Source organism: Streptomyces sp. NPDC101151 (assembly GCF_044768335.1).
GTDB lineage: Bacteria > Actinomycetota > Actinomycetes > Streptomycetales > Streptomycetaceae > Streptomyces.
The window spans coordinates 199,875-226,094 of record NZ_JBIWPP010000005.1 but is presented as its reverse complement, the minus strand read 5'-3'; the positions used below and the strand labels follow the sequence as shown (position 1 = coordinate 226,094).

The 26,220-nt window shown below is 69.0% G+C and carries 22 protein-coding genes; 12 read left to right on the top strand and 10 right to left on the bottom strand.

What is annotated here, in order from left to right:
• Positions 1-107: 107 nt before the first annotated feature.
• Positions 108-1,550, bottom strand: coding sequence for a CCA tRNA nucleotidyltransferase (locus ACIRU3_RS11880; RefSeq protein WP_404054980.1), 1,443 nt, complete (start codon positions 1,548-1,550; stop codon positions 108-110).
• A 255-nt stretch (positions 1,551-1,805) separates the two neighbouring features.
• Here ACIRU3_RS11880 and ACIRU3_RS11875 point away from each other — a divergent pair, with 255 nt between their 5' ends.
• The 7 genes from ACIRU3_RS11875 (at position 1,806) to trxA (ending at position 11,638) form a co-directional block, all read left to right on the top strand.
• Positions 1,806-4,172 carry a DUF6049 family protein gene (locus ACIRU3_RS11875; protein WP_404054977.1) on the top strand — a complete coding sequence of 789 codons (2,367 nt, stop codon included), beginning with the start codon at positions 1,806-1,808 and terminating at the stop codon, positions 4,170-4,172.
• A gap of 46 nt (positions 4,173-4,218) precedes the next feature.
• Positions 4,219-6,585 carry a murein biosynthesis integral membrane protein MurJ gene (murJ, locus tag ACIRU3_RS11870; RefSeq protein ID WP_404054973.1) on the top strand — a complete coding sequence of 789 codons (2,367 nt, stop codon included), beginning with the start codon at positions 4,219-4,221 and terminating at the stop codon, positions 6,583-6,585.
• Between the two features lie 118 nt (positions 6,586-6,703).
• Positions 6,704-8,425, top strand: coding sequence for a protein kinase family protein (locus ACIRU3_RS11865; RefSeq protein ID WP_404054971.1), 1,722 nt, complete (start codon positions 6,704-6,706; stop codon positions 8,423-8,425).
• Between the two features lie 26 nt (positions 8,426-8,451).
• Complete coding sequence (gene sigM, locus ACIRU3_RS11860) at positions 8,452-9,177, top strand: RNA polymerase sigma factor SigM (RefSeq protein WP_404054969.1); 726 nt, start codon at positions 8,452-8,454, stop codon at positions 9,175-9,177.
• Positions 9,174-10,115, top strand: coding sequence for an anti-sigma factor family protein (locus ACIRU3_RS11855; protein ID WP_404054966.1), 942 nt, complete (start codon positions 9,174-9,176; stop codon positions 10,113-10,115). Before sigM ends, ACIRU3_RS11855 begins: the two co-directional genes overlap by 4 nt.
• 170 nt (positions 10,116-10,285) lie before the next feature.
• Positions 10,286-11,233 carry a thioredoxin-disulfide reductase gene (gene trxB / locus ACIRU3_RS11850; protein WP_404054964.1) on the top strand — a complete coding sequence of 316 codons (948 nt, stop codon included), beginning with the start codon at positions 10,286-10,288 and terminating at the stop codon, positions 11,231-11,233.
• 72 nt (positions 11,234-11,305) lie between these two features.
• Positions 11,306-11,638 carry a thioredoxin gene (gene trxA, locus ACIRU3_RS11845; RefSeq protein ID WP_404054961.1) on the top strand — a complete coding sequence of 111 codons (333 nt, stop codon included), beginning with the start codon at positions 11,306-11,308 and terminating at the stop codon, positions 11,636-11,638.
• A gap of 115 nt (positions 11,639-11,753) precedes the next feature.
• Here the strand turns inward: trxA and ACIRU3_RS11840 are convergent, their stop codons facing one another.
• The 9 genes from ACIRU3_RS11840 to rpmH form a co-directional block, all read right to left on the bottom strand.
• The gene (locus tag ACIRU3_RS11840) at positions 11,754-12,371 is read right to left on the bottom strand and encodes a GNAT family N-acetyltransferase (protein WP_404054958.1); all 618 of its coding nucleotides are present in this window, start codon (positions 12,369-12,371) and stop codon (positions 11,754-11,756) included.
• Positions 12,372-12,688: 317 nt separating this feature from the next.
• Entirely contained in the window at positions 12,689-13,789 is a 1,101-nt protein-coding gene (locus tag ACIRU3_RS11835) for a ParB/RepB/Spo0J family partition protein (RefSeq protein WP_404054955.1), read from the bottom strand.
• A complete protein-coding gene (locus ACIRU3_RS11830) occupies positions 13,786-14,859 on the bottom strand; it encodes an AAA family ATPase (RefSeq protein ID WP_404054953.1) in 1,074 nt (357 codons plus the stop codon). The genes ACIRU3_RS11835 and ACIRU3_RS11830 overlap by 4 nt, the downstream gene beginning before the upstream one ends.
• 287 nt (positions 14,860-15,146) lie before the next feature.
• Positions 15,147-15,863: a 16S rRNA (guanine(527)-N(7))-methyltransferase RsmG gene (gene rsmG, locus ACIRU3_RS11825; RefSeq protein WP_404054950.1), complete on the bottom strand. Its 717-nt coding sequence runs from the start codon at positions 15,861-15,863 to the stop codon at positions 15,147-15,149.
• Between the two features lie 118 nt (positions 15,864-15,981).
• Positions 15,982-16,494: a protein jag gene (locus tag ACIRU3_RS11820; RefSeq protein WP_404054947.1), complete on the bottom strand. Its 513-nt coding sequence runs from the start codon at positions 16,492-16,494 to the stop codon at positions 15,982-15,984.
• A 15-nt stretch (positions 16,495-16,509) separates the two neighbouring features.
• Positions 16,510-17,784 carry a membrane protein insertase YidC gene (yidC, locus tag ACIRU3_RS11815; protein ID WP_404054944.1) on the bottom strand — a complete coding sequence of 425 codons (1,275 nt, stop codon included), beginning with the start codon at positions 17,782-17,784 and terminating at the stop codon, positions 16,510-16,512.
• Between the two features lie 3 nt (positions 17,785-17,787).
• Complete coding sequence (gene yidD, locus ACIRU3_RS11810) at positions 17,788-18,153, bottom strand: membrane protein insertion efficiency factor YidD (RefSeq protein WP_404054942.1); 366 nt, start codon at positions 18,151-18,153, stop codon at positions 17,788-17,790.
• On the bottom strand, positions 18,150-18,521 hold the full coding sequence (rnpA, locus tag ACIRU3_RS11805; RefSeq protein WP_404054939.1) for a ribonuclease P protein component: 372 nt from the start codon (positions 18,519-18,521) through the stop codon (positions 18,150-18,152). The genes yidD and rnpA overlap by 4 nt, the downstream gene beginning before the upstream one ends.
• 21 nt (positions 18,522-18,542) lie before the next feature.
• Positions 18,543-18,680 carry a 50S ribosomal protein L34 gene (rpmH, locus tag ACIRU3_RS11800; protein WP_015659252.1) on the bottom strand — a complete coding sequence of 46 codons (138 nt, stop codon included), beginning with the start codon at positions 18,678-18,680 and terminating at the stop codon, positions 18,543-18,545.
• Positions 18,681-19,053: 373 nt separating this feature from the next.
• Here rpmH and dnaA point away from each other — a divergent pair, with 373 nt between their 5' ends.
• The 5 genes from dnaA (at position 19,054) to ACIRU3_RS11775 (ending at position 26,104) form a co-directional block, all read left to right on the top strand.
• Positions 19,054-21,048, top strand: coding sequence for a chromosomal replication initiator protein DnaA (dnaA, locus tag ACIRU3_RS11795; RefSeq protein WP_404054937.1), 1,995 nt, complete (start codon positions 19,054-19,056; stop codon positions 21,046-21,048).
• Between the two features lie 1,174 nt (positions 21,049-22,222).
• On the top strand, positions 22,223-23,353 hold the full coding sequence (gene dnaN / locus ACIRU3_RS11790; protein WP_404054934.1) for a DNA polymerase III subunit beta: 1,131 nt from the start codon (positions 22,223-22,225) through the stop codon (positions 23,351-23,353).
• A gap of 132 nt (positions 23,354-23,485) precedes the next feature.
• Positions 23,486-24,361, top strand: coding sequence for a phosphogluconate dehydrogenase (NAD(+)-dependent, decarboxylating) (gene gnd / locus ACIRU3_RS11785; protein ID WP_404054931.1), 876 nt, complete (start codon positions 23,486-23,488; stop codon positions 24,359-24,361).
• 52 nt (positions 24,362-24,413) lie between these two features.
• A complete protein-coding gene (gene recF / locus ACIRU3_RS11780; protein WP_404054928.1) occupies positions 24,414-25,571 on the top strand; it encodes a DNA replication/repair protein RecF in 1,158 nt (385 codons plus the stop codon).
• Positions 25,568-26,104, top strand: coding sequence for a DUF721 domain-containing protein (locus ACIRU3_RS11775; protein WP_404054925.1), 537 nt, complete (start codon positions 25,568-25,570; stop codon positions 26,102-26,104). The genes recF and ACIRU3_RS11775 overlap by 4 nt, the downstream gene beginning before the upstream one ends.
• Positions 26,105-26,220: the final 116 nt, after the last annotated feature.

The window sequence follows — 26,220 nt, the reverse complement described above, 5'->3', positions numbered from 1 at the left end:
CCCGACGCCCCCCCACCCCGGGGTGGCGTCGTTTCACCACCCCCCCCCCCCGCCCTGGGGGGGGGGGTGGTTTTGCGACAACCCCCCCCCCCCCCCCGGCCGCGGCCTCAGCTCTGCTCGGCCCACCACTCCTTGAGGGCCGTCATCGCCGCGTCGTGGTCCATCGGGCCGTACTCCAGGCGCAGCTCCAGCATGTGCTTGTACGCCTTGCCGATGAGGGGGCCGGGACCGACTCCCAGGATCTCCATGATCTGGTTGCCGTCGAGGTCCGGACGGATCGCGTCCAGCTGCTCCTGCTCCTGGAGCTGGCTGATGCGCTCCTCCAGGCCGTCGTAGGCCCGCGACAGCGCCACTGCCTTCCGCTTGTTCCGCGTGGTGCAGTCGGAGCGGGTCAGCTTGTGCAGGCGGTCCAGGAGCGGGCCGCCGTCACGGACGTAGCGGCGTACCGCCGAATCCGTCCATTCGCCGGTGCCATAGCCGTGGAAGCGCAGATGGAGTTCGACCAGCCGTGAGACGTCCTTCACCAGCTCGTTGGAGTACTTCAAAGCCGTCATGCGCTTCTTGGTCATCTTCGCGCCGACCACCTCGTGGTGGTGGAACGAGACCCGGCCGTCCTTCTCGAAACGGCGCGTGCGCGGCTTGCCGATGTCGTGCAGCAGGGCGGCAAGGCGCAGCGTGAGGTCGGGACCGTCCTCCTCCAGCGCGATCGCCTGCTCCAGCACGATCAGTGTGTGCTCGTAGACGTCCTTGTGCCGGTGGTGCTCGTCACTCTCCAGACGCAGGGCCGGCAGCTCGGGCATGACGTGGTCGGCCAGTCCGGTGTCGACCAGCAGGCTCAGGCCCTTGCGCGGGAACGCGGAGACGATCAGCTTGTTCAGCTCGTCCCGGACCCGCTCGGCCGAGACGATCTCGATCCGCCCGGCCATCTCCGTGATCGCGGTGACGACCTCGGGGGCGACCTCGAAGTCCAGCTGGGCGGCGAACCGTGCGGCCCGCATCATCCGCAGCGGGTCGTCCGAGAACGAGTCCTCGGGGGTACCAGGGGTACGCAGCACCCGGGCCGCGAGGTCCTCCAGGCCGCCGTGCGGGTCGACGAACTCCTTCTCCGGCAGTGCCACGGCCATCGCGTTGACTGTGAAGTCCCGGCGGACCAGATCCTCCTCGATGGAGTCGCCGTACGACACCTCAGGCTTGCGCGAGGTGCGGTCGTACGCCTCCGACCGGTAGGTGGTGATCTCGATCTGGTAGCCGCCCTTGTGCGCGCCGACGGTGCCGAAGGCGATCCCTACCTCCCAGACGGCGTCCGCCCATGGACGCACGATCTTCAGTACGTCCTCGGGGTGCGCGTCGGTGGTGAAGTCCAGGTCGTTGCCGAGCCGGCCGAGCAGCGCGTCGCGGACCGAGCCGCCCACCAGGGCGAGCGAGAACCCGGCCTCCTGGAAGCGGCGGGCGAGGTCGTCGGCTACGGGTGCCACCCGTAGCAGCTCGCTCACAGCGCGCTGCTGCGCCTGGCTCAGGGCAGAGGGATTGTCATCGTTGGCGTTCGGCACAACAAAAGAGGGTACGTGGCCCCGGCCGCCCGGGGCGCCTCGATTAGGGGCGCGGACGGCTCCCGTCATACCCACACAAGCACTGCGCTTGCGGCGTACGACGGTTCTCCCCTCGATACTGGATATAGAGGACGGGTCGCCGCTGTTCCCCGATCTTGTCGAGCGGACCGCGGCACTTCCCCTCAGCGCGCATCGTTACCATGCGTGGACGCACATTCCGACGACCACTGACGACGACGAGGGACGGGCGAGCGCGTGGCCGAGGCGGCTGACTTCCAGGGGACCAGTGCCTCACCCGTGCGCCGGTGGTTGAGGCGCACCGGAGCACTGCTCGCCGGGGCGCCTCTGCTGGCCGGACTCCTCCAGCTGCCCGCCGCGGGGTCGGCGCAGGCAGCCTCCTCCGACACGGTGTCCGTCGCCCTGGACTCGCTCAGCCCCAGCGCCCCCACGGACGGGGACACGCTGACCGTGTCCGGCACGGTGACCAACAACGGCAAGCGGACCGTCACGGACGCCCACGTGGGCCTGCGGGTGGGTCCCATGCTGAACACGCGCTCGGCGATCGACGCCCTCGCACAGCACCCCGCCGACCTCCGGACCGGCACCGGCTCCGAAATCGGCGGAAAGTACGAGGAGGAGTTCTCGAAGCTGGCCCCTGGCATCGCTGAGCACTTCAGCATCTCGGTCCCGGTGGACAAGCTGGACCTGGGCGAGGACGGCGTCTACGAGTTCGGGGTCTCCCTGTCCGGCCAGACGGCCGCACAGCCGTGGGACCGGGTGCTCGGCATCCAGCGGACGTTCCTGCCGTGGCAGCCGTCCGACGCCGACACGAAGACGAAGACGACATTCCTGTGGCCGCTGATCTCCACGGTCCACATGACGGCCAGGACGGGCGCCGGCGAGCTGCAGACGCCGGTCTTCCTCAACGACGACCTGGCCAAGGAGATCGCCCCGGGCGGCCGGCTGGCGCAGATGCTGGAGCTGGGCAAGGATCTCGACGTCACCTGGGTGATCGACCCGGACCTGCTGGCGTCCGTGGACGCGATGGCGGGCAGCTACCGGATCCAGGGCGACGGCGGCACCACGACGGCCGGCACCCACCAGGCGGTCGCCAAGCAGTGGCTGGCGGCCCTGCAGAAGGCCGTAGCGGGCAAGGAAGTCGTCGCGCTGCCCTTCGCAGACCCCGACCTCGCCTCGCTCGCCCACAACGGCACCAGCGTCACCGGCTCGCTCAGCCATCTCAAGGACGCCACCGACGTCGCCGCCACCACCGTGAAGACCGTGCTGCATGTCACACCGAGCACCGACTTCGCGTGGCCCGTTGAAGGCGCCGTAGACCCGTCGATCATGAAGGTCGCCACCTCTGCGGGTGCCGACCGGGTGATCGCCCGCAGCGACAGCCTCCAGGAGACCGCCGGGCTGTCCTACACCCCCTCCACCGCCCGCCCGGTCGGCGGCGGTACGACGGCGGTCGTGGCCGACGCACGGCTGTCCACGGCCTTCGAGGGCGATCTGACCAAGGCGGACTCGGCCACGCTGGCCGTGCAGGAGTTCCTGGCCCAGAGCCTGGAAGTGAACGCGCAGACGGACGAGCAGCGCAGCATCCTCGTCGCCCCGCAGCGCATGCCGTCGGCCAGCCAGGCTCAGGCCATGGCGGCGGCGGTGAACGCGCTCCAGGGCGGGACCTGGTCGCAGTCGCAGAACCTCACCGCGGCTGCCAAGGCCAAGCCGGACCCGGATGCCACCACGCGCATCCCCTCCACGTCCGCGTACCCCTCCTCGCTGCGCAAGCAGGAGCTGCCGAGGACGGCCTTCGAGCAGATCGCGCGCACGCAGGACAAGCTCGACAACTTCAAGGTGATCCTCAGCGACCAGTCCCGCGTGGTCACCCCGTTCGGGCGGGCCATAAACCGTGAGATGTCCACGTCGTGGCGAGGCCGCAGCTCGGAGGCGGACAGCTTCCGGGGCGACGTGGAGACCTGGCTCGACGAGCTCGCCGACCAGGTCAAGCTGATCGACAAGTCCGAGACCAAGCTCTCCGGGCGCAGCGCCACCATCCCGGTGACCGTCCAGAACAACCTCGTCCAGCCCGTGAGCCACCTGGTTCTGCGGCTCACCTCGACGCAGCCGACCCGCCTCAAGATCGGTGGCAAGGCCTATTACGAGCAGCCGGTCGAGGTCTCCGGCGGGCACAGCCAGTCCGTGAAGTTCACCACTTCGGCCAACGCCAACGGCCGGGTCACGGTCATCGCCCAGCTGTACACCGAAGACGGCCTGGAGTACGGCGACGCGGTCAGTTTCGACGTGAAGGTCACCGAGGTCACACCCACCGTCATGCTGGTCATCGGCGGCGGCGTGCTGCTGCTCGTCCTCGCAGGCTTCCGTATGTACACGCAGCGCAAGCGCGCGGCCGCCCGCCAGGCAGAGGACGACGGCCCCGACGCCGCGGGGGAGGGCCCCGGCGACGAGCCTGGGAACCCCGGCGCCCCCGGGGACCGTCTCCCGGAGGAGTCCGATGCCCCCTCCGGGGCAGACGACCCGGAGCAGGCGAGTGACCCTGCACCGGACACCGCACCGGAAAGCGCCGACCCGTCCGGGACGGGTGAGAGAGTGGACCGTTGAGCGATGTCGTGGCCGGTGTGGCCCGGGACGATGAGGTGGGGTAACCATGAACGCGCCGTACGACGGTGACCGCGGCCAGGGCGCGGCCGGCTCGGGCTACCCCGAGCCGGCGCCCGAGCCCGGCCAGGTGCCGCCGCAGCACGCGGCGGACATGTACCTCCAGGACGCCTACGACCAGGACCCCTATCGGGCGCACGATCTGACCGCCCAGGACCCGGTCGCCGAGGCGCTCTACGACCGTGCCGCCCACCCCCCGCCCCCTCCGGGCACCCACGAGCAGCAGCAGCCGCTGTACGCCCCTCCGGCGCAGTCGCCGTATGCCCCCGACCCGCGCGTGTGGGCGCAGACCCCGGCGCCGGAGCCGGAGGGCACCACCCAGCATCTGCCGTACGGTGACGACCCGCGTACGACCCAGTTCGTGGGCGTGGACGACCTGGTCTCGCACTCCGGCGAGGAGTACCACGAGCCGGACGCCTTCGCCCACCTCTTCCGGGACCAGCAGCAGGTTGGCGGGGCCGCTCCGATGGACCCCGCGGCCTTCTCCGGCCCGGTTGCCGCACCGAGCGCCGAGCAGGGCCCCATGGGCCCGTACCCGGCGCCGCCGAACACTCAGAGCCCCCAGCCGGTGAACCAGTACACCGAGACCCCCATCCAGGCGGGTCCTCCCATCGGCGGAAACCCGGCGCAGCCCCCCGTGCCGGCCCCGGCCACGGTCCCCGAGCCGGCCGGTCCGTCCGGGCCCGCCCAGGCTGCCGCGCCCGCGGCTCCGGCCGCGAAGAAGGGCGGGCGTGCCTCCGGGCTGCTGAAGTCCAGCGCCGTCATGGCGGCGGGCACGATGGTCTCCCGGCTCACCGGTTTCGTCCGCTCCGCGCTGATCGCCGCCGCACTGGGTCTCGGTTTCCTCGCCGACTCCTTCCAGGTGGCCTACCAGCTGCCGACGATGATCTACATCCTCACCGTCGGTGGTGGTCTCAACTCCGTCTTCGTGCCGCAGCTGGTGCGGTCCATGAAGGAGGACGAAGACGGCGGCGAGGCTTTCGCCAACCGGCTGCTGACCCTCGTGATGGTGGCCCTGGCCGCGCTGACCGGTCTTGCGATGTTCGCGGCGCCGTTGCTGGTGCGGATGCTGTCCCCCACCATCGCCGACGACCCGGCGGCCAACGACGTCGCGGTCACCTTCACCCGCTACTTCCTGCCCTCGATCTTCTTCATGGGCATCCACGTGGTGATGGGTCAGATCCTCAACGCGCGCGGGAAGTTCGGCGCGATGATGTGGACCCCTGTCCTGAACAACATCGTCATCATCGTCTCGCTCGGCGCGTTCATCTGGGTCTACGGCACCGCGGCCAACTCCCACCTGGACGTCGCCAGCATCCCTCCGCAGGGTCAGCGACTGCTCGGTGTAGGTGTACTGCTCGGTCTGGTCGTACAGGCCCTCGCGATGATCCCCTACCTGCGCGAGACCGGATTCCGGATCCGGCTGCGGTTCGACTGGAGGGGCCACGGCCTGGGCAAGGCCGCGATGCTCGCCAAGTGGACGATCCTGTTCGTTCTCGCCAACCAGGTGGGCGCCATGGTCGTGACCCAGCTGTCCACCGCCGCCGGTGACGACTCCGGCGTCAAGGGCACCGGCTTCGCCGCCTATGCCAACGCCCAGCTGATCTGGGGCCTCCCGCAGGCCATCATCACGGTGTCCCTCATGGCCGCACTGCTGCCGCGCATCTCGCGGTCGGCCGCCGAGGGCGACAGCGGGGCCGTCCGGGACGACATCTCCCAGGGCCTGCGCACCACTGCCGTCGCCATCGTGCCCATCTCCTTCGGCTTTCTCGCACTGGGCATCCCGATGTGCACGCTGATCTTCGGATCGGCCGGCACCAGCTCGGCCGTGAACATGGGCTACATGCTGATGGCCTTCGCCCTCGGCCTGATCCCGTACTCCGTCCAGTACGTCGTCCTGCGCGCCTTCTACGCCTACGAGGACACCCGCACGCCCTTCTACAACACCGTGATCGTGGCAGCGGTGAACGCGAGCGCGTCCCTGCTCTGCTACTTCCTGTTGCCGTCCCGCTGGGCGGTGGCAGGCATGGCGGCCGCATACGGCCTCGCCTACGCCATCGGAGTGGGCATCGCCTGGCAGCGGCTGCGCAAGCGGCTCGGCGGTGACCTGGACGGCACCCGGGTGCTGCGGACCTATGCTCGGCTCGGAATCGCGTCGGTGCCGGCGGCCCTGCTCAGCGGCGCGGCCTGCTACGGCATCGGACACACCCTCGGCCAGGGCGTCGTCGGCTCCTTCGCCGCGCTGCTCGTCGGCGGAGCGGTGCTGCTCGGAGTCTTCTTCGTGGCCGCGCGCCGGATGCGGATCGAGGAGCTCAATTCGCTCGTGGGAATGGTGCGCGGGCGTCTGGGGCGCTGAGGTGGGGGTAGGCGCACAACCATCGTCCGCAGCTGTGTGTCGTGCATAGCGCCGGACTGTGGGCACAATTGGTTTCGGCGTCGGACAGCGTGCAACGGATGGGGAGGCAGGGACGACGGTGGCGGATCGGAGCACGGCTGCCGTCGACGTGGCAGACAACAGCGGCGACAAGCCGCTGACCGCCAAGGCGGACCAGTCCACGGCCGACGGGGTGGCCCAGAACCCGGAGCGTGACACGGACAGCAAGGAGGCGCAGGGGAGCCCCGGGACGGAAGGTCCACGGAAGAAGGCCTCGCCTCCAGAACTGCACAGCGGTCACAAACTCGCCAGACGCTACCGTCTCGAGGAGTGCGTCACCCGTCTGGACGGATTCAGCAGTTGGCGTGCGGTCGACGAGAAGCTCCGTCGCGCCGTCGGCGTCCACACCCTGCCCGCGGACCATGCACGGGCCCGGTCGGTACTGGCCGCCGCCCGTTCCTCCGCGCTGCTCGGCGATCCACGCTTCGTCCAGGTTCTGGACGCCGTCGAGGAGAACGACCTCGTCTATGTCGTGCACGAATGGCTGCCCGACGCCACCGAGCTGACCACGCTGCTGGCGGCCGGCCCCATGGAGCCGCACGACGCCTACCAGATGGTGAGTCAGGTCGCCTCCGCCATGGCCGCCGCACACCGCGAGGGCCTCGCCCATCTGCGGCTGAACCCGAACGCCGTACTGCGCGCCTCGACCGGCCAGTGGCGCATCCGTGGCCTCGCCGTGAACGCGGCGCTGCGCGGCATCAACTCCGACACCCCGCAGCGCACCGACACCGAGTCGATCGGCGCCCTGCTGTACGCGGCGCTGACCCAGCGCTGGCCGTACGAGAACGACGCCTACGGCCTGTCCGGCCTGCCCAAGCACATCGGGCTGATCGCACCCGACCAGGTGCGCGCCGGTATCCACCGCGGCCTGTCCGAACTCGCCATGCGTGCCCTCGTCAACGACGGGGCCACCGCGTCCCGCCACGAGGCTCCGTGCACCACGCCGGAGGAGCTGGTGAAGGCGATCGGTGAGATGCCCCGCATCCGCCCGCCGGAGCCGTCGTTCACGGCCCCGCCGGAGTACCAGCGCACGACGTACCAGCAGGGCACCTACGGTCGCCCCGGGCCCGGCCCCGGTGTCACGCAGCCGCTGGCGACCCCGCCGCCTCCGCTGCAGAGCCGCACAGGCAAGGTCCTGAAGTGGACGGTCTCGGCGCTGCTCATCGCCGCGCTGGGCCTGGGCAGCTGGCAACTGGCGGACGCGCTGATGGACCAAAGTGACAAGTCGGACGACACCAACAACACGCATACACAGGACGGCGGCGACAAGAACGACACGAGGCCGAAGCCGACGCCGATAGGGATCCAGAAAGCTCAGGAGTTCGTCGCCAAGGGAGATGCCCAGCACCCCAACGACGTCGACAAGACCCACGACGGCGATGGCTCGACGTACTGGAGGACCAAGACCTTCACCGAAGGTCCTCCGATCGCGCCCTACAAGCCGGGCGTTGGCATCGTCTATGACCTCGGATCGGCAAAGAACCTCAGCACCGCCACGATCGGCCTTCGTTACGGGGGCAATCACACGACGGTCGAGCTGTACGCGGCCGACTCGCTGACGCCTGCTTCGCTGGACTCCATGGACAAGATCGGCAGCGTCCAAACGGCGGACACGACCGCTACGGTGAAGCTCACCAAGTCAGTGAAGACGCAGTACGTCCTCGTATGGCTGACCGCCGTACCGTACTCGGGGTCGGACTCGGCCGCATACGCCGGCGCAGGCTACAAGCAGGCCATCAGCGAAGTGCGGTTCACGGGCTGACGTCTCACCCGACCCGGAGGGGACAGATGGCAGAGGACGCCGGATACGACGGAGTGAGCGACCAGGACCTGCTCGCCCGCCATGTAGAAGGCGACCCCGATGCATTCGGTGAGATTGTGCGGCGGCATCGGGACCGGCTCTGGGCGGTTGCCCTGCGGACGCTGGGGGACCGGGAGGAGGCCGCTGACGCCGTTCAGGATGCGTTGGTGTCGGCCTACCGGGCTGCCCATACCTTCCGGGGGCAGTCGGCCGTCACGACCTGGCTGCACCGGATCACGGTGAATGCCTGCCTGGACCGGGCGCGAAAAGCGGCATCGCGGAAGACCGCTCCGGTGGACGACACCGAGCGGCTGGAGCAGCTGCTGGAGCCGCACGAGTCGGCTTCCGCACCCGCCGAGCGGAACGATCTGCACCGGCAGCTCCTGGAGGCGCTCGGCACGCTCCCGTATGAGCAGCGTGCGGCCCTGGTCCTCGTGGACATGCAGGGATACCCCGTGGCCGAAGCCGCTCGGATCCTTGATGTGCCCACGGGGACGGTGAAGAGCCGGTGTGCCCGAGGCAGAGCCAGACTCCTTCCCCTGCTCACCCATCTGCGGCCCGGAAGCACAGGCGACGAAAAAGAACCCGGGCCGGGACGGAACCGGGTGCAGGGGACATCCGTCCCACCTGCGACGGGGCCGCATGACAGAGGTCCCGCTGGTACGGGTCCGAGCGATTCAGCTGTAGTGAAGGGCGGAGGTGGGCGAGCGTGACTTCCTCGACAGACACGGCCGGGCACCCGGACGTCGCCGAGATCTCCGACCTCACCGAAGGCCTCCTCCCACCGGATCGCAGCGCTGATGTACGGCGCCATCTGGAAGAGTGCGAGCTGTGTGCGGATGCCCATGCCTCCCTGGAGGAGATCCGGGGGCTGCTTGGCGCCGTGCCGGCCCCGCCACGGATGCCGGCGGACATCGTCGGGCGTATCGACGCCGCCCTCGCTGCCGAAGCACTGCCGGCCGCCGCCTCTCCTGAGGCCCTGGACGTGCCAGTCCTGGTCTCCGGGTCCGATGACGCGGACGGCGAGGACACCGGCGGTCGTGTTTCACGTGAAACATCTGTCCCGTCGGATCGCCCCGCCGGGCGCCCGCACGCGTCGACCGGTCCGGGACGGAAGGGCCGCGAGCGAGGGCGGCGTCGCAGGTCTGTCGTCCTGGGCGCTGTCCTCACCGCTGCCTTCCTGGGAGCCGGGTCCCTGGTCCTGCAGTCGCTCGGCAGTGACGGCTCCGACAGGGCAGCACCCGGTACATCGTCGGCGTCCGCGACTGCCTTCTCCGGGGACAGCGTGCAGAGCCAGGTGAAGGGTCTGCTCGCCACGAAGAAGGACACGCACCGCGGGTCCGACAGCGGGCGGCCGCGATCGGGGGTCGATTCCGAGCAGAACAGCCCCGCGTCGACCCAGAGCGCGAACACCCTCATCCAGACCCAGCCCTCGGTTCCCGACTGTGTCCGGCAGGCGATCAACGGCGGTGACGACGTCCTCGGCGCCAAGACAGGCACCTACGCCGGCAAGAGCGCCTATCTCGTCGTGCTGCCCGACGCCGACGACACCACCCGGGTCACGGCGTATGTCGTCGACGCGGCCTGCGTCCATCAGCAGCCCGCCTCCGCCGGCAAGGTCCTCCTCAAACAGTCCTTCTCTCGGTCCTGAGTCCGAAGAAGGATTCGTCTGCCTCTGCGCGGTCATCCGTACCGTGTGCGATCCCCGTGTGCCCGGACACACCGGGAATGCGCGCCCCGTAGGATCCGTTGGGTGGGGTGAGAGTTCTGAAAGGGGCTCCCACCGGTCGACTGAACAGACCAGAGACGAGGAATCAAGCCGTGAGCGACGTCCGTAACGTGATCATCATCGGCTCAGGGCCCGCAGGCTACACGGCGGCGCTCTACACCGCGCGCGCGTCGCTGAAGCCTCTGGTCTTCGAGGGCGCCGTCACCGCCGGTGGCGCGCTGATGAACACCACTGAGGTGGAGAACTTCCCGGGCTTCCGCGACGGCATCATGGGTCCCGATCTGATGGACAACATGCGGGCGCAGGCAGAGCGCTTCGGCGCCGAGCTGATCCCGGACGACATCGTCTCCGTCGATCTGACCGGTGAGATCAAGACCGTCACCGACACCGCGGGCACGGTCCACCGGGCGAAGGCCGTCATCGTCACCACCGGCTCGCAGCACCGCAAGCTCGGCCTGCCGAACGAGGACGCCCTCTCCGGCCGCGGTGTCTCCTGGTGCGCCACCTGTGACGGGTTCTTCTTCAAGGACCAGGACATCGCCGTGATCGGCGGCGGCGACACCGCGATGGAGGAGGCCACCTTCCTCTCCCGGTTCGCCAAGTCCGTGACCATCGTCCACCGCCGTGACAGCCTGCGCGCCTCCAAGGCGATGCAGGAGCGTGCCTTTGCCGACCCGAAGATCAAGTTCGCCTGGCACAGCGAGGTCGCCGAGATCCAGGGCGACCAGAAGCTCGCCTCTCTCAAGCTGCGCAACGTCAAGACGGGCGAGCTGTCGGAGTTGGCCGTGACGGGTCTGTTCATTGCCATCGGCCACGACCCGCGCACCGAGCTGTTCAAGGGCCAGCTGGACCTGGACGAGGAGGGCTACCTGAAGGTCGCTTCTCCGTCCACCCGCACCAACCTGACCGGTGTCTTCGCCGCCGGCGACGTGGTCGACCACACCTACCGGCAGGCGATCACCGCGGCCGGCACCGGCTGCTCCGCCGCCCTCGACGCCGAGCGCTTGCTCTCCGCTCTCGCGGACGAGGCCAACGCCTGAGCCGAGACGATCGTCACCGTCTGACCCCTCTCGTTCCCCGCCCCACCGTACGACCAAGTTAAGGAGCCCGCCGTGGCCGGCACCCTGAAGCAAGTGACCGACGCCTCCTTTGAGCAGGACGTCCTCAAGAGCGACAAGCCTGTCCTGGTGGACTTCTGGGCCGCCTGGTGCGGTCCGTGCCGCCAGATCGCCCCGTCGCTCGAGGCGATCGCCGCCGAGTACGGCGACAAGATCGAGATCGTCAAGCTCAACATCGACGAGAACCCGGACACGGCCGCCAAGTACGGCGTCATGTCCATCCCGACCCTGAACGTCTACCAGGGTGGCGAGGTCGCAAAGACGATCGTCGGTGCCAAGCCGAAGGCCGCCATCGTGCGCGACCTCGAAGCGTTCATCGCCGAGTAGTCGTGCAACGCCGTCGAGCGGACGGCACATGTTTCACGTGAAACACGAATGGGCCAACCCCTGCGGGTTGGCCCATTTGCATGAGGTGCATGAGGTCCTCGGCTGATGTCCCCCGCTACAGCGGACGCAGCGCCGGTTCCTTCTGGACGGCCCCCAGGAGCCGGTCCAGGGCATGTTCCACGTCTTCCTTCCAGGAGAGCGTAGAGCGCAGATCCAGCCGCAGACGGGGATGTGTGGGGTGCTGCCGGACCGTCTTGAAACCCACGGCCAGGAGATGGTCGGCGGGGAGCAGACAGGCGGGCTCCTTCCAGCGGGCGTCACCGAACGCCTCGATCGCCTTGAAGCCCCGGCGCAACAAGTCCTTGGCGACCGTCTGGACCATCACCCGGCCCAGCCCTTGCCCCTGATAGCCGGGCATGATGAACGCCGTCATCAGCTGGACGGCATCCGGGGAGACCGGGCTCGTGGGGAATGCCGTGGAGCGTGGCACGTAAGCAGGCGGCGCGTAGAGCACGAAGCCAACAGGGACGTCATCGACGTAGACCACTCGGCCGCATGATCCCCAGTCCAGCAGAACGGCGGAGATCCACGACTCCTTCTCGAGCGCGGAGGTGCCCGCCGTTATCGCGGCTTCGCCGCTGACGGGGTCGAGTTCCCAGAAGACGCACGAGCGACAGCGGTTGGGAAGGTCCTGAAGGTTGTCCAGCGTGAGCGGTACGAGCCGGCGCCCCATGAAGGCTGTTCCTCGCTTCCTTCGCCCGCCGCGTCGCGAGCGGCCGTCAGAGCACTTCGTTCCCTGAGCAGGCTGCCGACGAATCCGCCGACGGCCCCCAGGCCCAGACCCGCGCTCACCAGTCCGGTGCGGCTCATCGATCGCATGGCCCCTGCTCCCCACTCAGAGATCTGCCAGGTGGATGCGCCATACCCCATCCGCATCGTATCCACGATGCGATTCCCTCGATAGCGCCTCAAAGCAAAGAGCGGACCGTCTTCCGGTACGCACCGGACACGATCCGCTCCCTTGCACCCTCCGACGGGACCGCCGGAGGATCAGTCGTCCTGCTCCTCGGACTCGCTGTCGTGGAGACCCTGCTGGAGAACCGGCCCCTCGCCCGGGGCGAGAGAGCCGAGGATCCGCTCAAGGTCCTCCATGGAGGCGAACTCGACGGTGATCTTGCCCTTCTTCTGCCCGAGATCGACCTTCACCCGGGTCTCGAAGCGGTCCGACAGCCGAGTGGCCAGTTCGCTCAGAGCCGGGGAGACCCGGGCACCGGCGCGCGGTCCCTTGGACCGCTGGGGCGTCTGAGGCCGCGAGCCCATGAGGGTCACGATCTCCTCGACGGCTCGTACCGAGAGGCCCTCGGCCACGATCCGATGGGCCAGCCGGTCCTGCTCCTCCGAGTCCTCGACGGACAGCAGGGCCCGGGCATGCCCGGCGGACAGGACCCCGGCGGCGACCCTCCGCTGGACCGCCGGCGACAGCTTCAGCAGTCGCAGGGTGTTGGAGACCTGCGGGCGAGAGCGCCCGATGCGGTCCGCCAGCTGGTCGTGCGTGCAGTTGAAGTCCTTCAGCAGCTGGTCGTAGGCGGCCGCCTCTTCCAGCGGGTTCAGCTGCGCCCGGTGCAGGTTCTCCAGCAGGGCGTCCAGAAGGAGCTTCTCGTCGTCGGTGGCCCGGACGATCGCCGGGATGGCCTCCAGGCCGGCCTCGCGACAGGCCCGCCAGCGGCGCTCACCCATGATCAGCTCGTAGCGGGCGGGACCCAGCTGCCGTACGACGACGGGCTGGAGGAGACCGACCTCCTGGATGGAGGTGACCAGCTCCTGGAGGGCGTCCTCGTCGAAGACCTCACGCGGCTGGCGCGGGTTCGGCGTGATGGAGTCCAGAGGCAGCTCGGCGAAGTGAGCGCCCACCGGAGCCTCGGGAGCCTCCACCACGGGGCTCACCAAGGGCTCCTCGGTTTCATGGGACACAGGCGGCAGCGTGGCCACCTTCGCCGCGGCCACCCCGCGGTCGGTCGTCAGCACCGGGACCGCTGCCGGGGACAGGGACGCTCCACTCCCCATCGCGGCCGGAGCGGGGTTCTTCTCGGTCGGGGCAGCAGGGATCAGTGCGCCGAGTCCACGGCCCAACCCCCTCCGTCGCTCGCTCACTGGATCCCCTCCACCATGTTCGGGTCGTTCTGGGCACCGATGTGGGCCTGGGTCGCGTCGTAGCTGACGCCGATGCCCCTCAGCGCGATTTCTCGGGCCGCCTCAAGATACGAGAGGGCGCCGCTCGATCCAGGATCGTAGGTCAGCACCGTCTGCCCGTAGCTCGGCGCCTCGGAGATACGGACCGAGCGAGGGATGCTCGTCCGCAGCACCTCGTCGCCGAAGTGGGTGCGCACCTCTTCGGCGACCTGCGAGGCGAGACGCGTCCGGCCGTCGTACATGGTGAGCAGGATGGTCGACACATGCAGGGTGGGGTTGAGGTGGCCCCGCACGAGGTCGACATTGCGCAGCAATTGGCCCAGGCCCTCCAGCGCGTAGTACTCGCACTGGATGGGGATGAGGACCTCCTGGCCCGCGACAAGTGCGTTGACCGTCAACAGACCCAGCGACGGCGGGCAGTCGATGAGGATGTAGTCCAACGGCTGCTCGTACGCCTGGATGGCGCGCTGCAGCCGGCTCTCCCGGGCCACCAGGGACACCAGCTCGATCTCCGCACCGGCGAGATCGATGGTGGCGGGGGCGCAGAAGAGGCCTTCGACATCAGGGACGGGCTGGACGACCTCGGCGAGAGGCTTGCTCTCCACCAACACGTCATAGATGGAGGGAACCTCGGCGTGATGGTCGATCCCCAGCGCCGTGGACGCGTTGCCCTGCGGGTCGAGGTCGATCACCAGGACGCGGCCGCCGTGCAGAGCCAGCGAAGCGGCAAGGTTGACGGTCGTCGTCGTCTTGCCGACGCCGCCCTTCTGGTTGGCGACCACGATGACTCGGGTCTGCTCGGGTCGCGGCAGCCCTTCGCCGGCGCGGCCCAGAGCCTCCACCGCCAGTTGGGCAGCACGACCGATGGGAGTGTCGTCCATGGGGGACGGTGTTTCACGTGAAACATCCGTCCCCAACGACTCGGTACGGGGACCGGGGACCGGATCGGTCATCGGTCCCGCGATGTTGGCGTCGGACCGCAAGGATTCACTCTCCTCGACTTCAGGCTCGCAATGAACAGAGCCTCCCATGCCTTCGGGGTCGTGAACCAGTGAGGCCTGTTGTTCTGTGGAGAAATCCACCTCTGTGGACAACTCTGATGCCTCTCCGAGTGACCCGAGAGGCTTGCGGTCACGCGGTTCGGCCGCAGCGCGGCCACGACTGATGATGCCGTGCAGCAGTGATCGACGTTTCACGTGAAACACGATGCACAGCGACAGCGACCGGACCCTCGCGACACTCCGGCTCGCGTAGGTTTGGCAGCTTGTGTGGAGTACGTCTCGTCGTCAGGACGGATCAGAGACGTCGCTCTCAAGCGTCAGCGGCGTCGGCGCACCCGCCCCGTCCGTGCCGCCTTGGCCCGCTTGGCGGCGAAACGCACACCGCCCGGGCTCTCGCCCACCTCGACCCGTACGACCGTGGACGGGGGATCCACCACGCCCTCGCCCACGTGCAGGATGGATGTCGACACCGCACCGAGCTTGCTGAGTGCGGTCGCCGCCGCCTTCAGCTCCTCCTCGGCGGTGTCACCCTTGAGCGCGAGCATCTCGCCGTAGGGGCGCAGCAACGGAATGCCCCAGGTGGCGAGCCGGTCCAGCGGGGCCACGGCACGGGCCGTCACCACATGCACCGGCTGCAGCTTGCCCATGACCTCCTCGGCCCGGCCCCGCACCACGGTGACGTGATCCAGGCCCAACAGCTCGACCACCTCGGTGAGGAAGGTGGTGCGCCGCAGCAGGGGCTCCAGCAGGGTGATGTTCAGGTCGTCCCGGACCAGGGCCAGCGGAATGCCCGGCAGGCCGGCGCCCGAGCCGACGTCGCACACGGTCACCCCCTCGGGGACCGCCTCCGAGAGGACCGCGCAGTTCAGCAGGTGCCGCTCCCACAGGCGGGGCACCTCGCGCGGGCCGATCAGCCCACGCTGCACGCCCGCCTCGGCAAGCAGCTCCGCATAGCGGACCGCATCGGCGAAGCGATCACCAAACACTTCCCGAGCCTGCTCGGGCGCGGGGGGAAGCTCCGCTGCCTCCGTCACGGGGACCGTCCTTCCGTACAGCGCCGGCGCTTCGCGCACCGGCCACCAGAACTACCAGGCTGACAAAGTTCGGCCCCGTCTGCTCAACAGACGGGGCCGGTGAAACGTGTGTGTCCGATCAGGCGGGCAGCACGACGACGAACCGCTGCGGCTCCTCGCCCTCGGACTCGCTGCGCAGTCCGGCAGCCTTGACCGCGTCGTGCACGACCTTGCGCTCGAACGGGGTCATCGGCTTGAGCTTCACGGGTTCGCCGGTGTTCTTGACGTCGGCGGCGGCCTTGGCACCCAGCTCGGAAAGCTCGGTGCGCTTCTTGGCCCGGTAGCCCGCGATGTCCAGCATCAGCCGGCTGCGGTCGCCGGTCTCCCGGTGCACGGCAAGGCGCGTGAGCTCCTGGAGCGCCTCCAGCACCTCGCCGTCCCGCCCGACCAACTTCTGCAGGTCACGGCTGCCGCTGTCGCTGATGATCGACACGGAGGCGCGATCGGCCTCGACGTCCATGTCGATGTCGCCGTCGAGGTCGGCGATGTCCAGCAGACCCTCCAGATAGTCCGCCGCGATCTCACCCTCCTGCTCCAGGCGGGTGAGGGTGTCTGCACCCTCGGCAGCGGCGGAGGTGGTGCCTTCCGTCACGGGATGGGCTCCTTCTTACTTCTTGGACGGGGACTTGGGCCGCTGCGGGCCACCCTTGCGCTGGCCGGACTGGGCCTTGCTGCGGGTGCCGGAGCCGGGCTTCTGGGGCTGCTTGGCAGCGGCGGGCTTGGCGTCCTGTGGCTCGTCGGACTTCTCCAGCGAGGTGGGCGGCTGGTCGTCGTCCTCCTGCTTGGACACACCGGACTGGCGCTGGGCCTTGCTCTGGCGCTTGGGCTGCTGGCGCCGAGGAGCGGTGGCAGTGGTGGTCGTACCGTCCTCTGCCTGCGCCACCGCCTGGCTCTCGCCCTTCACAACGGTGCCGTCGGCCTGGGCCGCGAGGCCCGCCTTGGTCAGGCCGTTGATGAACTTGCGCTCGAACTCGTTGCGGTCACGGCCCTTGGTGACGATCGCCTTGACGATGGTCTTCTCGCTCCGGCGGCTGACCTTGCCGTGCTGCGTGATGTGCTTGGTGAGGCGCTCCAGGTAGGCGGCCTGGGCCTTGGAACCCGGGGTCGGGTTGTTGTGGATGACGTACATCTGCTGACCCATGGTCCACACGTTGGTGGTCAGCCAGTAGACGAGGACACCGACCGGGAAGTTGATACCGAAGACGGCGAACATGATGGGGAAGACGTACATCAGCATCTTCTGCTGCTGCATGAACGGCGTCTTCACCGTGGTGTCGACGTTCTTCGTCATCAGCTGGCGCTGCGTGTAGAACTGCGACGCAGACATCAGGACGATCATGACCACGGTCACCACGCGCACGTCGGTGACCGAGGCGCCCAGGGCGTGGATCGTGTCGGCGCCGTCCTTGAACTTCGCGGCGAGCGGAGCCCCGAAGATGTGTGCCTTACGGGCACTCTCCAGCAGCGACTCGTTGATGACGCCGATGGTCTGGCCCGACGCGATGCCGTTGAGCACGTGGTACAGGGCGAAGAAGAACGGGGACTGCGCCAGGATGGGAAGGCACGAGGAGAGCGGGTTGGTGCCCGACTCCTTGTACAGCTTCATCATCTCTTCGGACTGACGCTGCTTGTCGCTCTTGTAGCGCTCCTGGATCTTCTTCATCTCGGGCTGCAGCGTCTGCATGGCCCGGGTCGCCTTGATCTGCTTCACGAAGAGCGGGATCAGGCAGATACGGATCAGGATCACCAAGGACACGATGGACAGGCCCCAGGCCCATCCGGTGTCAGGGCCGAAGATGGCGCCGTACACCGCGTGGAACTGGACGATGACCCAGGAAACAGGTGTTGTGATGAAGCTGAAGAGGCTGGCAATCGTGTCCACTAATCATGCTCCTTGGGCATGGGACGAGGTCTCTGCGGCCGGGCTCGAAGAGAGCTCGGAGCGAGACTTCTCCTCGGTGGCCGGTTCGGCGGCGGAGGTCCCGCCCTTGCGTGCGCGCCAAGCGTTGCGCAGCATTTCGTGCCACCGCGGGCGCTTGCGCGGCGGAACATGGTCCACGCCGCCGAGCGACCACGGGTTGCACCGGAGGATGCGCCAGGCGGTGAGTGCCGTTCCCTTGATCGCACCGTGCCGGTCGATGGCCGTGTAGCCGTAGTGAGAGCACGACGGGTAGTACTTGCACACCGGACCCAGCAATGGACTGATCGTCCACTGGTACAGCTTGATCAGGGCCAGCAGTGGGTACTTCATCGCGTGCCCCCTCCCAGCAGCCGCTCCAGGGCGGCATCCAGGTCTCGGGCCAGCTGTGCGTGGTCTGCGTCGCCCGCTCCGGGCAGCGCTCGTACGACTACCAGGCTACCGGGGGGAAACAGGGCGACTCGGTCACGCATCAGGTGGCGCAGTCTGCGCTTCACTGTGTTGCGGACGACCGCTCCACCCACGGCCTTGCTCACGACGAAACCCGCACGCGTCGGGGGAGCGCTCTCCCCAGGCGCGTGCGGGTCCGTGGCACCGCTACGAAGGTGGACGACGAGGGTCGGGCGGCCTGCCCGACGACCCCGTCGTACCGCGGTCGCGAAGTCCTCGCGCCGCCTCAGCCGATGCTCGGTAGGCAGCACGACGTCATGACCTGATCAGGATCAGGCGGACAGACTCGCGCGACCCTTGGCACGACGGTTCGCGAGAATCGCGCGGCCGGCGCGGGTGCGCATCCGCAGGCGGAAGCCGTGGGTCTTCGCGCGACGACGGTTGTTCGGCTGGAAGGTGCGCTTGCTCACTCGGGGGCTCCAGAAAGAATCGGTAGTGGCGGGGTGCCGTCCTGGCTGTCACCGTGCGCCCACGAGTAGCTCGCGTCACGCCCGATTGCACCGCTTCCCAATCACCTGAAGTGACCTGTGCCCATCGGAGGCAGGCGGCAGCAGCCATCGACAACTCGACCTGGTTACGGTACGCGGGGCTACGCCATCCGGTCAAACCGGCGGTCACCGAGAGACACTATCCACAGGCTGGGGACAACAACTTGAACCGTACCCACCACGCTGACTACCGTGGCTGAACTCCGATTCGTTCCCTTATCCCCGCCCGACCCGATTTTCATCCCGACCCGTCCTCGAACCACACGTTCGTGGGACCTGCGAGAGAGCGTGCCCTGTGGCTGACGTACCTGCCGATCTTGCCGCAGTGTGGCCACGAGTACTGGAGCAGCTCCTCGGTGAGGGCCGCGGACAGGGGGTCGAGGCGAAGGACGAGCACTGGATCCGGCGCTGCCAGCCGCTGGCGCTGGTCGCGGACACCGCTCTACTGGCCGTACCGAACGAATTCGCGAAGGGCGTACTGGAAGGCCGTCTCGCGCCGATCGTCAGCGAGACCCTGAGCCGCGAGTGCGGCCGCCCCATCCGCATCGCGATCACCGTGGACGACTCCGCGGGCGAGCCGCCGGCCCCGCAGGCGCCCCCTGCCCAGCCGCAGCCGCGCTACGAGGAGCCGGAGCTGCCGTCCGGACCGTACGAGGGCTACGGCCGCCACCGAGCCGCCGATCCGTCCCCTGGCGGCGAGCCGGGCTCCCGCGGGGACCAGCTGCCGACCGCCCGGCCCACGTACCCGTCCGAGTACCAGCGGCCCGAGCCCGGCGCCTGGCCGCGGTCCGGGCAGGACGAGTACAGCTGGCAGCAGCCGCGCCTCGGCTTCCCCGAGCGCGACCCGTACGCCTCGCCGTCGCAGGACGCCTATGGCTCCTCGGGGCAGGACACCTACGGCTCGCCCTCCCAGGACTACCGCCCGAAGGGCGTCGAGCGCCCGCCGTACGACCAGCAGCGCGGCGAGTACGACGCCCCGCGCCCGGAGTACGACCGCCCGGAGTACGACTCCCGGAAGGAGTACGACCGGCCGGAGTACGACTCCCGGAAGGAGTACGACCGCCCGGCCTACGACGCTCCGCGCGCCGAGTACGACCAGCGCGACCCCGTCCGCCGTGAGCGGTCCGAACAGCCGCCCGGCGGCGGCCCGGTGCACCGCGGCGGCCCCGCCCGCCCGGACCTGCCGTCCTCCGGTGGGGGCGGTGCGCCCGGTCCGCTGGCCGCACAGCCCGCACCGGCGAGCGGCCCCGGCGAGCCGACCGCACGGCTGAACCCGAAGTACCTCTTCGACACGTTCGTCATCGGCGCCTCCAACCGCTTCGCGCACGCGGCCGCGGTGGCGGTCGCCGAGGCACCGGCGAAGGCGTACAACCCCCTTTTCATCTACGGGGAGTCGGGGCTCGGCAAAACGCATCTGCTGCACGCGATCGGGCACTACGCGCGCAGCCTCTACCCGGGCACACGCGTGCGGTACGTCAGCTCGGAGGAGTTCACCAACGAGTTCATCAACTCCATCCGCGACGGCAAGGGCGACAGCTTCCGCAAGCGCTACCGCGAGATGGACATCCTGCTCGTGGACGACATCCAGTTCCTCGCGGACAAGGAGTCGACGCAGGAGGAGTTCTTCCACACCTTCAACACGCTCCACAACGCGAACAAGCAGATCGTCCTGTCCTCCGACCGGCCGCCCAAGCAGCTGGTGACCCTGGAGGACCGGCTGCGGAACCGTTTCGAGTGGGGCCTGATCACCGACGTCCAGCCGCCCGAGCTGGAGACGCGCATCGCGATCCTGCGCAAGAAGGCGGTGCAGGAGCAGCTCAACGCCCCGCCGGAGGTACTGGAGTTCATCGCCTCGCGGATCTCGCGCAACATCCGTGAGCTGGAGGGCGCGCTGATCCGGGTGACGGCGTTCGCCTCGCTCAACCGGCAGCCGGTGGACCTGGGCCTGACCGAGATCGTCCTGAAGGACCTGATCCCCGGCGGCGAGGACAGCGCTCCGGAGATCACGGCGACAGCCATCATGGCGGCCACCGCCGACTACTTCGGGCTGACGGTGGAGGACCTGTGCGGCACCTCGCGCGGCCGCGCGCTGGTCACCGCCCGGCAGATCGCGATGTACCTGTGCCGCGAGCTGACCGACCTGTCGCTGCCGAAGATCGGTGCGCAGTTCGGCGGCCGCGACCACACGACCGTCATGCACGCCGACCGCAAGATCCGCGCGCTGATGGCCGAGCGTCGCTCGATCTACAACCAGGTGACCGAGCTGACGAACCGCATCAAGAACGGCTGACACAAGCCGCAGGACAGCGCTGAGGGCGCCCCCCGGGAGAAGATCCCGGGGGGCGCCCCTCCGCATCCCGGGCGCCCGTCAGTGCCCCCCTACGCCGCCGATGTCCCGGGCACCCGCCGGCACCCGCCGCTCTCCCCCTCCGGCCTCTCCCCCTCCGGCCTCGGCATCACCGGCCTCGGCATCACCGGCCTCCGGCTCGCCGGCCTTCGTCCGACCAGCACCCGCATCACCGGCCCCTCCGGCCCGTGGGCCCCGTCTCCCCCGACCTGTCGGCGTCGCTTTCCGGCCCTCCGGCGCCGGTTTCCGGCCCCTCCTGGGCCCGCTGCAGCCCCGCCGCCGCGCTTTCGCGGCCCGTTTGCGGCCCCGCCACCGCCCCGTGCCCGCCCCTCGGCCGCTCCTCCCCAGTCACCCGGTGTTCGAATAAGTGCCTGGTTACGGCCACTCTCCACAGATTTGGTGACTTTCTTCCTTCCACATGCTGGGGACTGCGGAGTTGTCCCGAACTGCGTCCACAGGGAACCTTGGGAAATCGTGTCCGCCCAGCTCAGCAGCCTGTGGAATCGTGGACGAAGGATCTCCACAGACTGTGGACGAAGCGGAGATCCACAGGCTGTGCACGGAGTTGTCCACCGGCAGCCCACAGGCTGGGGCTGGTTGTCCCCAGCGATCCCCGGCTTCTCCACATGGCTGTCCACTGTTCGGCAACGCGACGCACCCTCTCACCGCGTCGAGTGAAAGCCGTCACACGAAGATGCCAGGTTGGGGTGTGGGAAACGTGGGTAAACCTGGGGACACAGCTGGGGAGAACTGCCCCCGAGCTGTGGGCGGTGTGTGCAGAACTTTCTGTTCTCCACAGATACCCCCGGTTGTCCACCGGCTCCACCCACAGGACCAGTGGACAAAATTCCTGCTCTGAGCTGGGCAAACGTGGTTATCCACGGTATCCACAGGCCCTACTACTACTCCCGACTAGAGAGAGCTGGGAATCCGTTTCGAAGCGGGACCTGTGCACAACTCGCTGTCTCGAGCCCGGCTGCCCCTCGGTGCGACTTGACCCCGACAGGCACCTACTGTCAGTGCGGTGCGTCAGACTGGTCCCCGGTGTCCTTCCCTCCGCAGTGGGCGGTGACACCGAGTCGGAGGACTCAGTAGCAACAGCAGGAGGCGGCTTACGGTGAAGATCCGGGTGGAACGCGACGTACTCGCGGAGGCAGTGGCGTGGGCTGCACGCAGCCTCCCGGCCCGTCCGCCGGCTCCTGTCCTCGCCGGCCTCCTGTTGAAGGCCGAGGACGGCCAGCTCAGCCTGTCGAGCTTCGACTACGAGGTCTCCGCGAAGGTGAGCGTCGAGGCCGAGGTCGAGGAGGACGGGACGGTGCTCGTCTCCGGCCGCCTGCTCGCCGACATCTCCCGCGCCCTCCCCAACCGTCCGGTGGAGATTTCCACAGACGGTGTACGGGCGACCGTGGTCTGCGGCTCCTCGCGATTCACACTCCACACCCTGCCTGTGGAGGAGTACCCGGCACTGCCCCAGATGCCGAACGCCACGGGCACCGTCCCCGGCGAGGTCTTCGCGTCGGCCGTGTCCCAGGTGGCCATCGCCGCCGGCCGTGACGACACGCTGCCCGTCCTCACCGGTGTGCGCATCGAGATCGAGGGCGACACGGTCACCCTGGCCTCCACCGACCGCTACCGCTTCGCGGTCCGCGAGTTCCTGTGGAAGCCGGAGAACCCGGACGTCTCCGCGGTCGCCCTGGTGCCCGCCAAGACGCTCCAGGACACCGCCAAGGCCCTGACCAGCGGTGACAGCGTCATCCTCGCGCTGTCCGGTTCGGGTGCGGGCGAGGGCCTGATCGGTTTCGAGGGCGCGGGCCGGCGTACGACCACGCGGCTGCTCGAAGGCGACCTGCCCAAGTACCGCACGCTGTTCCCGACGGAGTTCAACTCGGTCGCCGTGATCGAGACCGCCCCCTTCGTGGAGGCCGTCAAGCGTGTGGCCCTGGTCGCCGAGCGCAACACCCCGGTGCGGCTGAGCTTCGAGCAGGGCGTGCTGATCCTGGAGGCCGGCTCCAGCGACGATGCACAGGCTGTGGAAAGGGTCGACGCCCAGCTGGAGGGCGACGACATCTCGATCGCCTTCAACCCGACCTTCCTGCTGGACGGTCTGAGCGCCATCGACTCCCCGGTGGCCCAGCTGTCGTTCACGACGTCCACCAAGCCCGCGCTGCTCAGCGGCAAGCCGGCGCTGGACGCCGAGGCGGACGACGCCTACAAGTACCTGATCATGCCGGTGCGTCTCAGCGGCTGAGGTCAAAGCCCCAGGTGAGGGCATACGTATGAGCGCGTATGCCCACAGCTGTGCGTGAGGGTCCGGGGCTAGGCTCGGACCCGGGTACGCAGGTGCCCCACACGCCACACAGCAACCTAAGGAACACAACTGATGGAGCTCGGTCTCGTCGGCCTCGGCAAGATGGGCGGCAACATGCGCGAGCGGATCCGCCGCGCCGGCCACACCGTCCTCGGATACGACCGCAACGCCGACCTCGCGGATGTCCACAGCCTGGAAGAACTTGTGGGCAAGCTCAGCGGTCCGCGCGTGGTCTGGGTGATGGTCCCGGCCGGCGAGCCCACCCAGACCACGATCGACCAGCTCGCCGAGCTGCTGGAGCCCGGCGACGTGGTCGTGGACGGCGGCAACTCCCGCTGGACGGACGACGAGCGGCACGCCGAGGAGCTGGCCGCCAAGGGCATAGGTTTCGTCGACTGCGGTGTCTCCGGCGGCGTCTGGGGCCTGCAGAACGGGTACGCGCTGATGTACGGCGGCGACGCCGAGAACGTCGCCAAGGCGCAGCCGGTCTTCGACGCGCTCAAGCCGGAGGGCGACTTGGGCGCGGTGCACGCCGGCAGGGTGGGTGCGGGCCACTTCGCGAAGATGGTCCACAACGGCATCGAGTACGCCATGATGCAGGCCTACGCCGAGGGCTGGGAGCTGCTGGAGAAGGTGGACTCCGTGGAGAACGTCCGCGAGGTCTTCCGCTCCTGGCAGGAGGGCACGGTCATCCGCTCGTGGCTGCTGGACCTCGCGGTGAACGCCCTGGACGAGGACGAGCACCTCGGCCGGCTGCGCGGTTATGCACAGGATTCCGGTGAGGGACGCTGGACTGTGGAGGCCGCCATCGACAACGCGGTGCCGCTTCCCGCGATCACCGCGTCGCTGTTCGCGCGGTTCGCCTCCCGCCAGGAGGACTCGCCGCAGATGAAGATGATCGCCGCACTGCGCAACCAGTTCGGCGGCCACGCCGTAGAGAAGAAGTAATCCACAGGATCGCTCCGCGATCCACAACCATGGGGGAGGTCGGCGAACGACCATGCACGTCACGCATCTTTCGCTGGCCGACTTCCGCTCGTACGCCCGGGTCGAGGTCCCGCTCGATCCGGGCGTCACCGCCTTCGTCGGCCCCAACGGCCAGGGCAAGACCAACCTGGTCGAGGCGGTCGGCTATCTCGCCACCCTCGCCAGCCACCGTGTCGCCTCCGACGCACCCCTGGTCCGCATGGGCGCCGAGCGGGCCGTGATCAGGGCGCAGGTCAGACAGGGCGAGCGGCAGCAGCTGGTCGAGCTGGAGCTGAACCCCGGGCGGGCCAACCGCGCCCGGATCAACCGGTCCTCGCAGGTCAGGCCGAGGGACGTGCTGGGGATCGTACGGACCGTGCTGTTCGCGCCCGAGGACCTCGCGCTGGTCAAGGGCGATCCCGGTGAGCGGCGCCGGTTCCTGGACGAGCTGATCACCGCGCGCTCCCCGCGCATGGCGGGCGTGCGCTCCGACTACGAGCGGGTGCTCAAGCAGCGCAACACACTTCTGAAGACCGCCGCGCTCGCGCGCCGGCACGGTGGGCGGAGGGGGGCACCTCCCGCGGGAGCGGATTCGAGCGTGGGGGCGGATCTGTCCACACTCGACGTGTGGGACCAGCACCTCGCGCGCGCGGGTGCCGAGCTGCTCGCCCAGCGCCTGGACCTGATCGCCGCGCTGCAGCCGCTGGCCGACAAGGCGTACGAGCAGCTGGCGCCGGGCGGTGGTCCGGTCGCGCTGGAGTACAAGGCGTCCGCGCCCGGTGAGGCGCACACACGCGAGGACCTCTACGCCCAGCTGATGGCGGCCCTCTCGGAGGCGCGCAAGCAGGAGATCGAGCGGGGCGTCACCCTGGTGGGACCGCATCGGGACGATGTGGTTCTCAAACTCGGTCAGCTGCCCGCCAAGGGCTACGCCTCCCACGGCGAGTCCTGGTCCTACGCTCTCGCCCTGCGCCTGGCCTCGTACGACCTGCTGCGCGCCGAGGGCAACGAGCCGGTGCTGATCCTGGACGACGTCTTCGCCGAACTGGACGCCCGCCGCCGTGAGCGGCTGGCCGAGCTGGTCGCGCCCGGCGAGCAGGTGCTGGTCACCGCCGCTGTGGACGACGACGTACCGCATGTACTGGCCGGTGCCCGCTATGCGGTGGCCGACGGGACGGTGGAGCGCGTATGAGCACCGACGAACCCACCCCCAAGACGTCTCCGGAGCCCTCCGGCGTCGACCTCGCGCGCGTGGCGTTGCGCGCCGCGAAGGAGCAGGCGCGCGCGCGGGGGGACGCGGCGCGGCAGAAGAAGCAGGCGCGGCGCGGCGGCGGTCTGCGCTCCGGCGCGCGTGCGGACGGCCGCGACCCGATGGCGCTCGGGTCCGCCATCAACCGGCTGATCACCGAGCGCGGCTGGGAGACCCCGGCCGCGGTGGGCGGCGTCATGGGCCGCTGGCCGCAGATCGTCGGCGAGGACCTGGCCAAGCACTGTGTGCCGCAGAGGTACGACGAGGACGAGCGCGTGCTGTCCGTGCAGTGCGACTCGACGGCGTGGGCGACCCAGCTGCGGCTGCTCGCCCCGACCCTGGTAGCCCGGCTCAACGAGGACCTGGGCCATGGCACGGTCCGGATGATCAAGGTGAACGGCCCCACCGGTCCCGCCCGCCGCTACGGCCCGCTGAGGGCTCCGGGGAGCACCGGTCCCGGCGACACCTACGGGTGACGTACCTCACGTCGTGCGGTCGCTGCGCGGTGCCTCTGTGGCGCCGTCGTGGGGCCGTTCACAGGCGTGGATCACGAGCTGACCCCCCAGTAGCCAAGGGTTGACGGCCCGAAGCG

Coding starts and splice junctions, on each gene's coding strand:
- murJ (WP_404054973.1), top strand. CDS start 4,219: ATGAACGCGCCGTACGACGGTGACCGCGGCCAGGGCGCGGCCGGCTCG.
- ACIRU3_RS11830 (WP_404054953.1), bottom strand. CDS start 14,859: ATGGGAGGCTCTGTTCATTGCGAGCCTGAAGTCGAGGAGAGTGAATCC.
- sigM (WP_404054969.1), top strand. CDS start 8,452: ATGGCAGAGGACGCCGGATACGACGGAGTGAGCGACCAGGACCTGCTC.
- recF (WP_404054928.1), top strand. CDS start 24,414: ATGCACGTCACGCATCTTTCGCTGGCCGACTTCCGCTCGTACGCCCGG.
- ACIRU3_RS11775 (WP_404054925.1), top strand. CDS start 25,568: ATGAGCACCGACGAACCCACCCCCAAGACGTCTCCGGAGCCCTCCGGC.
- gnd (WP_404054931.1), top strand. CDS start 23,486: ATGGAGCTCGGTCTCGTCGGCCTCGGCAAGATGGGCGGCAACATGCGC.
- ACIRU3_RS11840 (WP_404054958.1), bottom strand. CDS start 12,371: ATGGGGCGCCGGCTCGTACCGCTCACGCTGGACAACCTTCAGGACCTT.
- yidD (WP_404054942.1), bottom strand. CDS start 18,153: ATGAAGTACCCACTGCTGGCCCTGATCAAGCTGTACCAGTGGACGATC.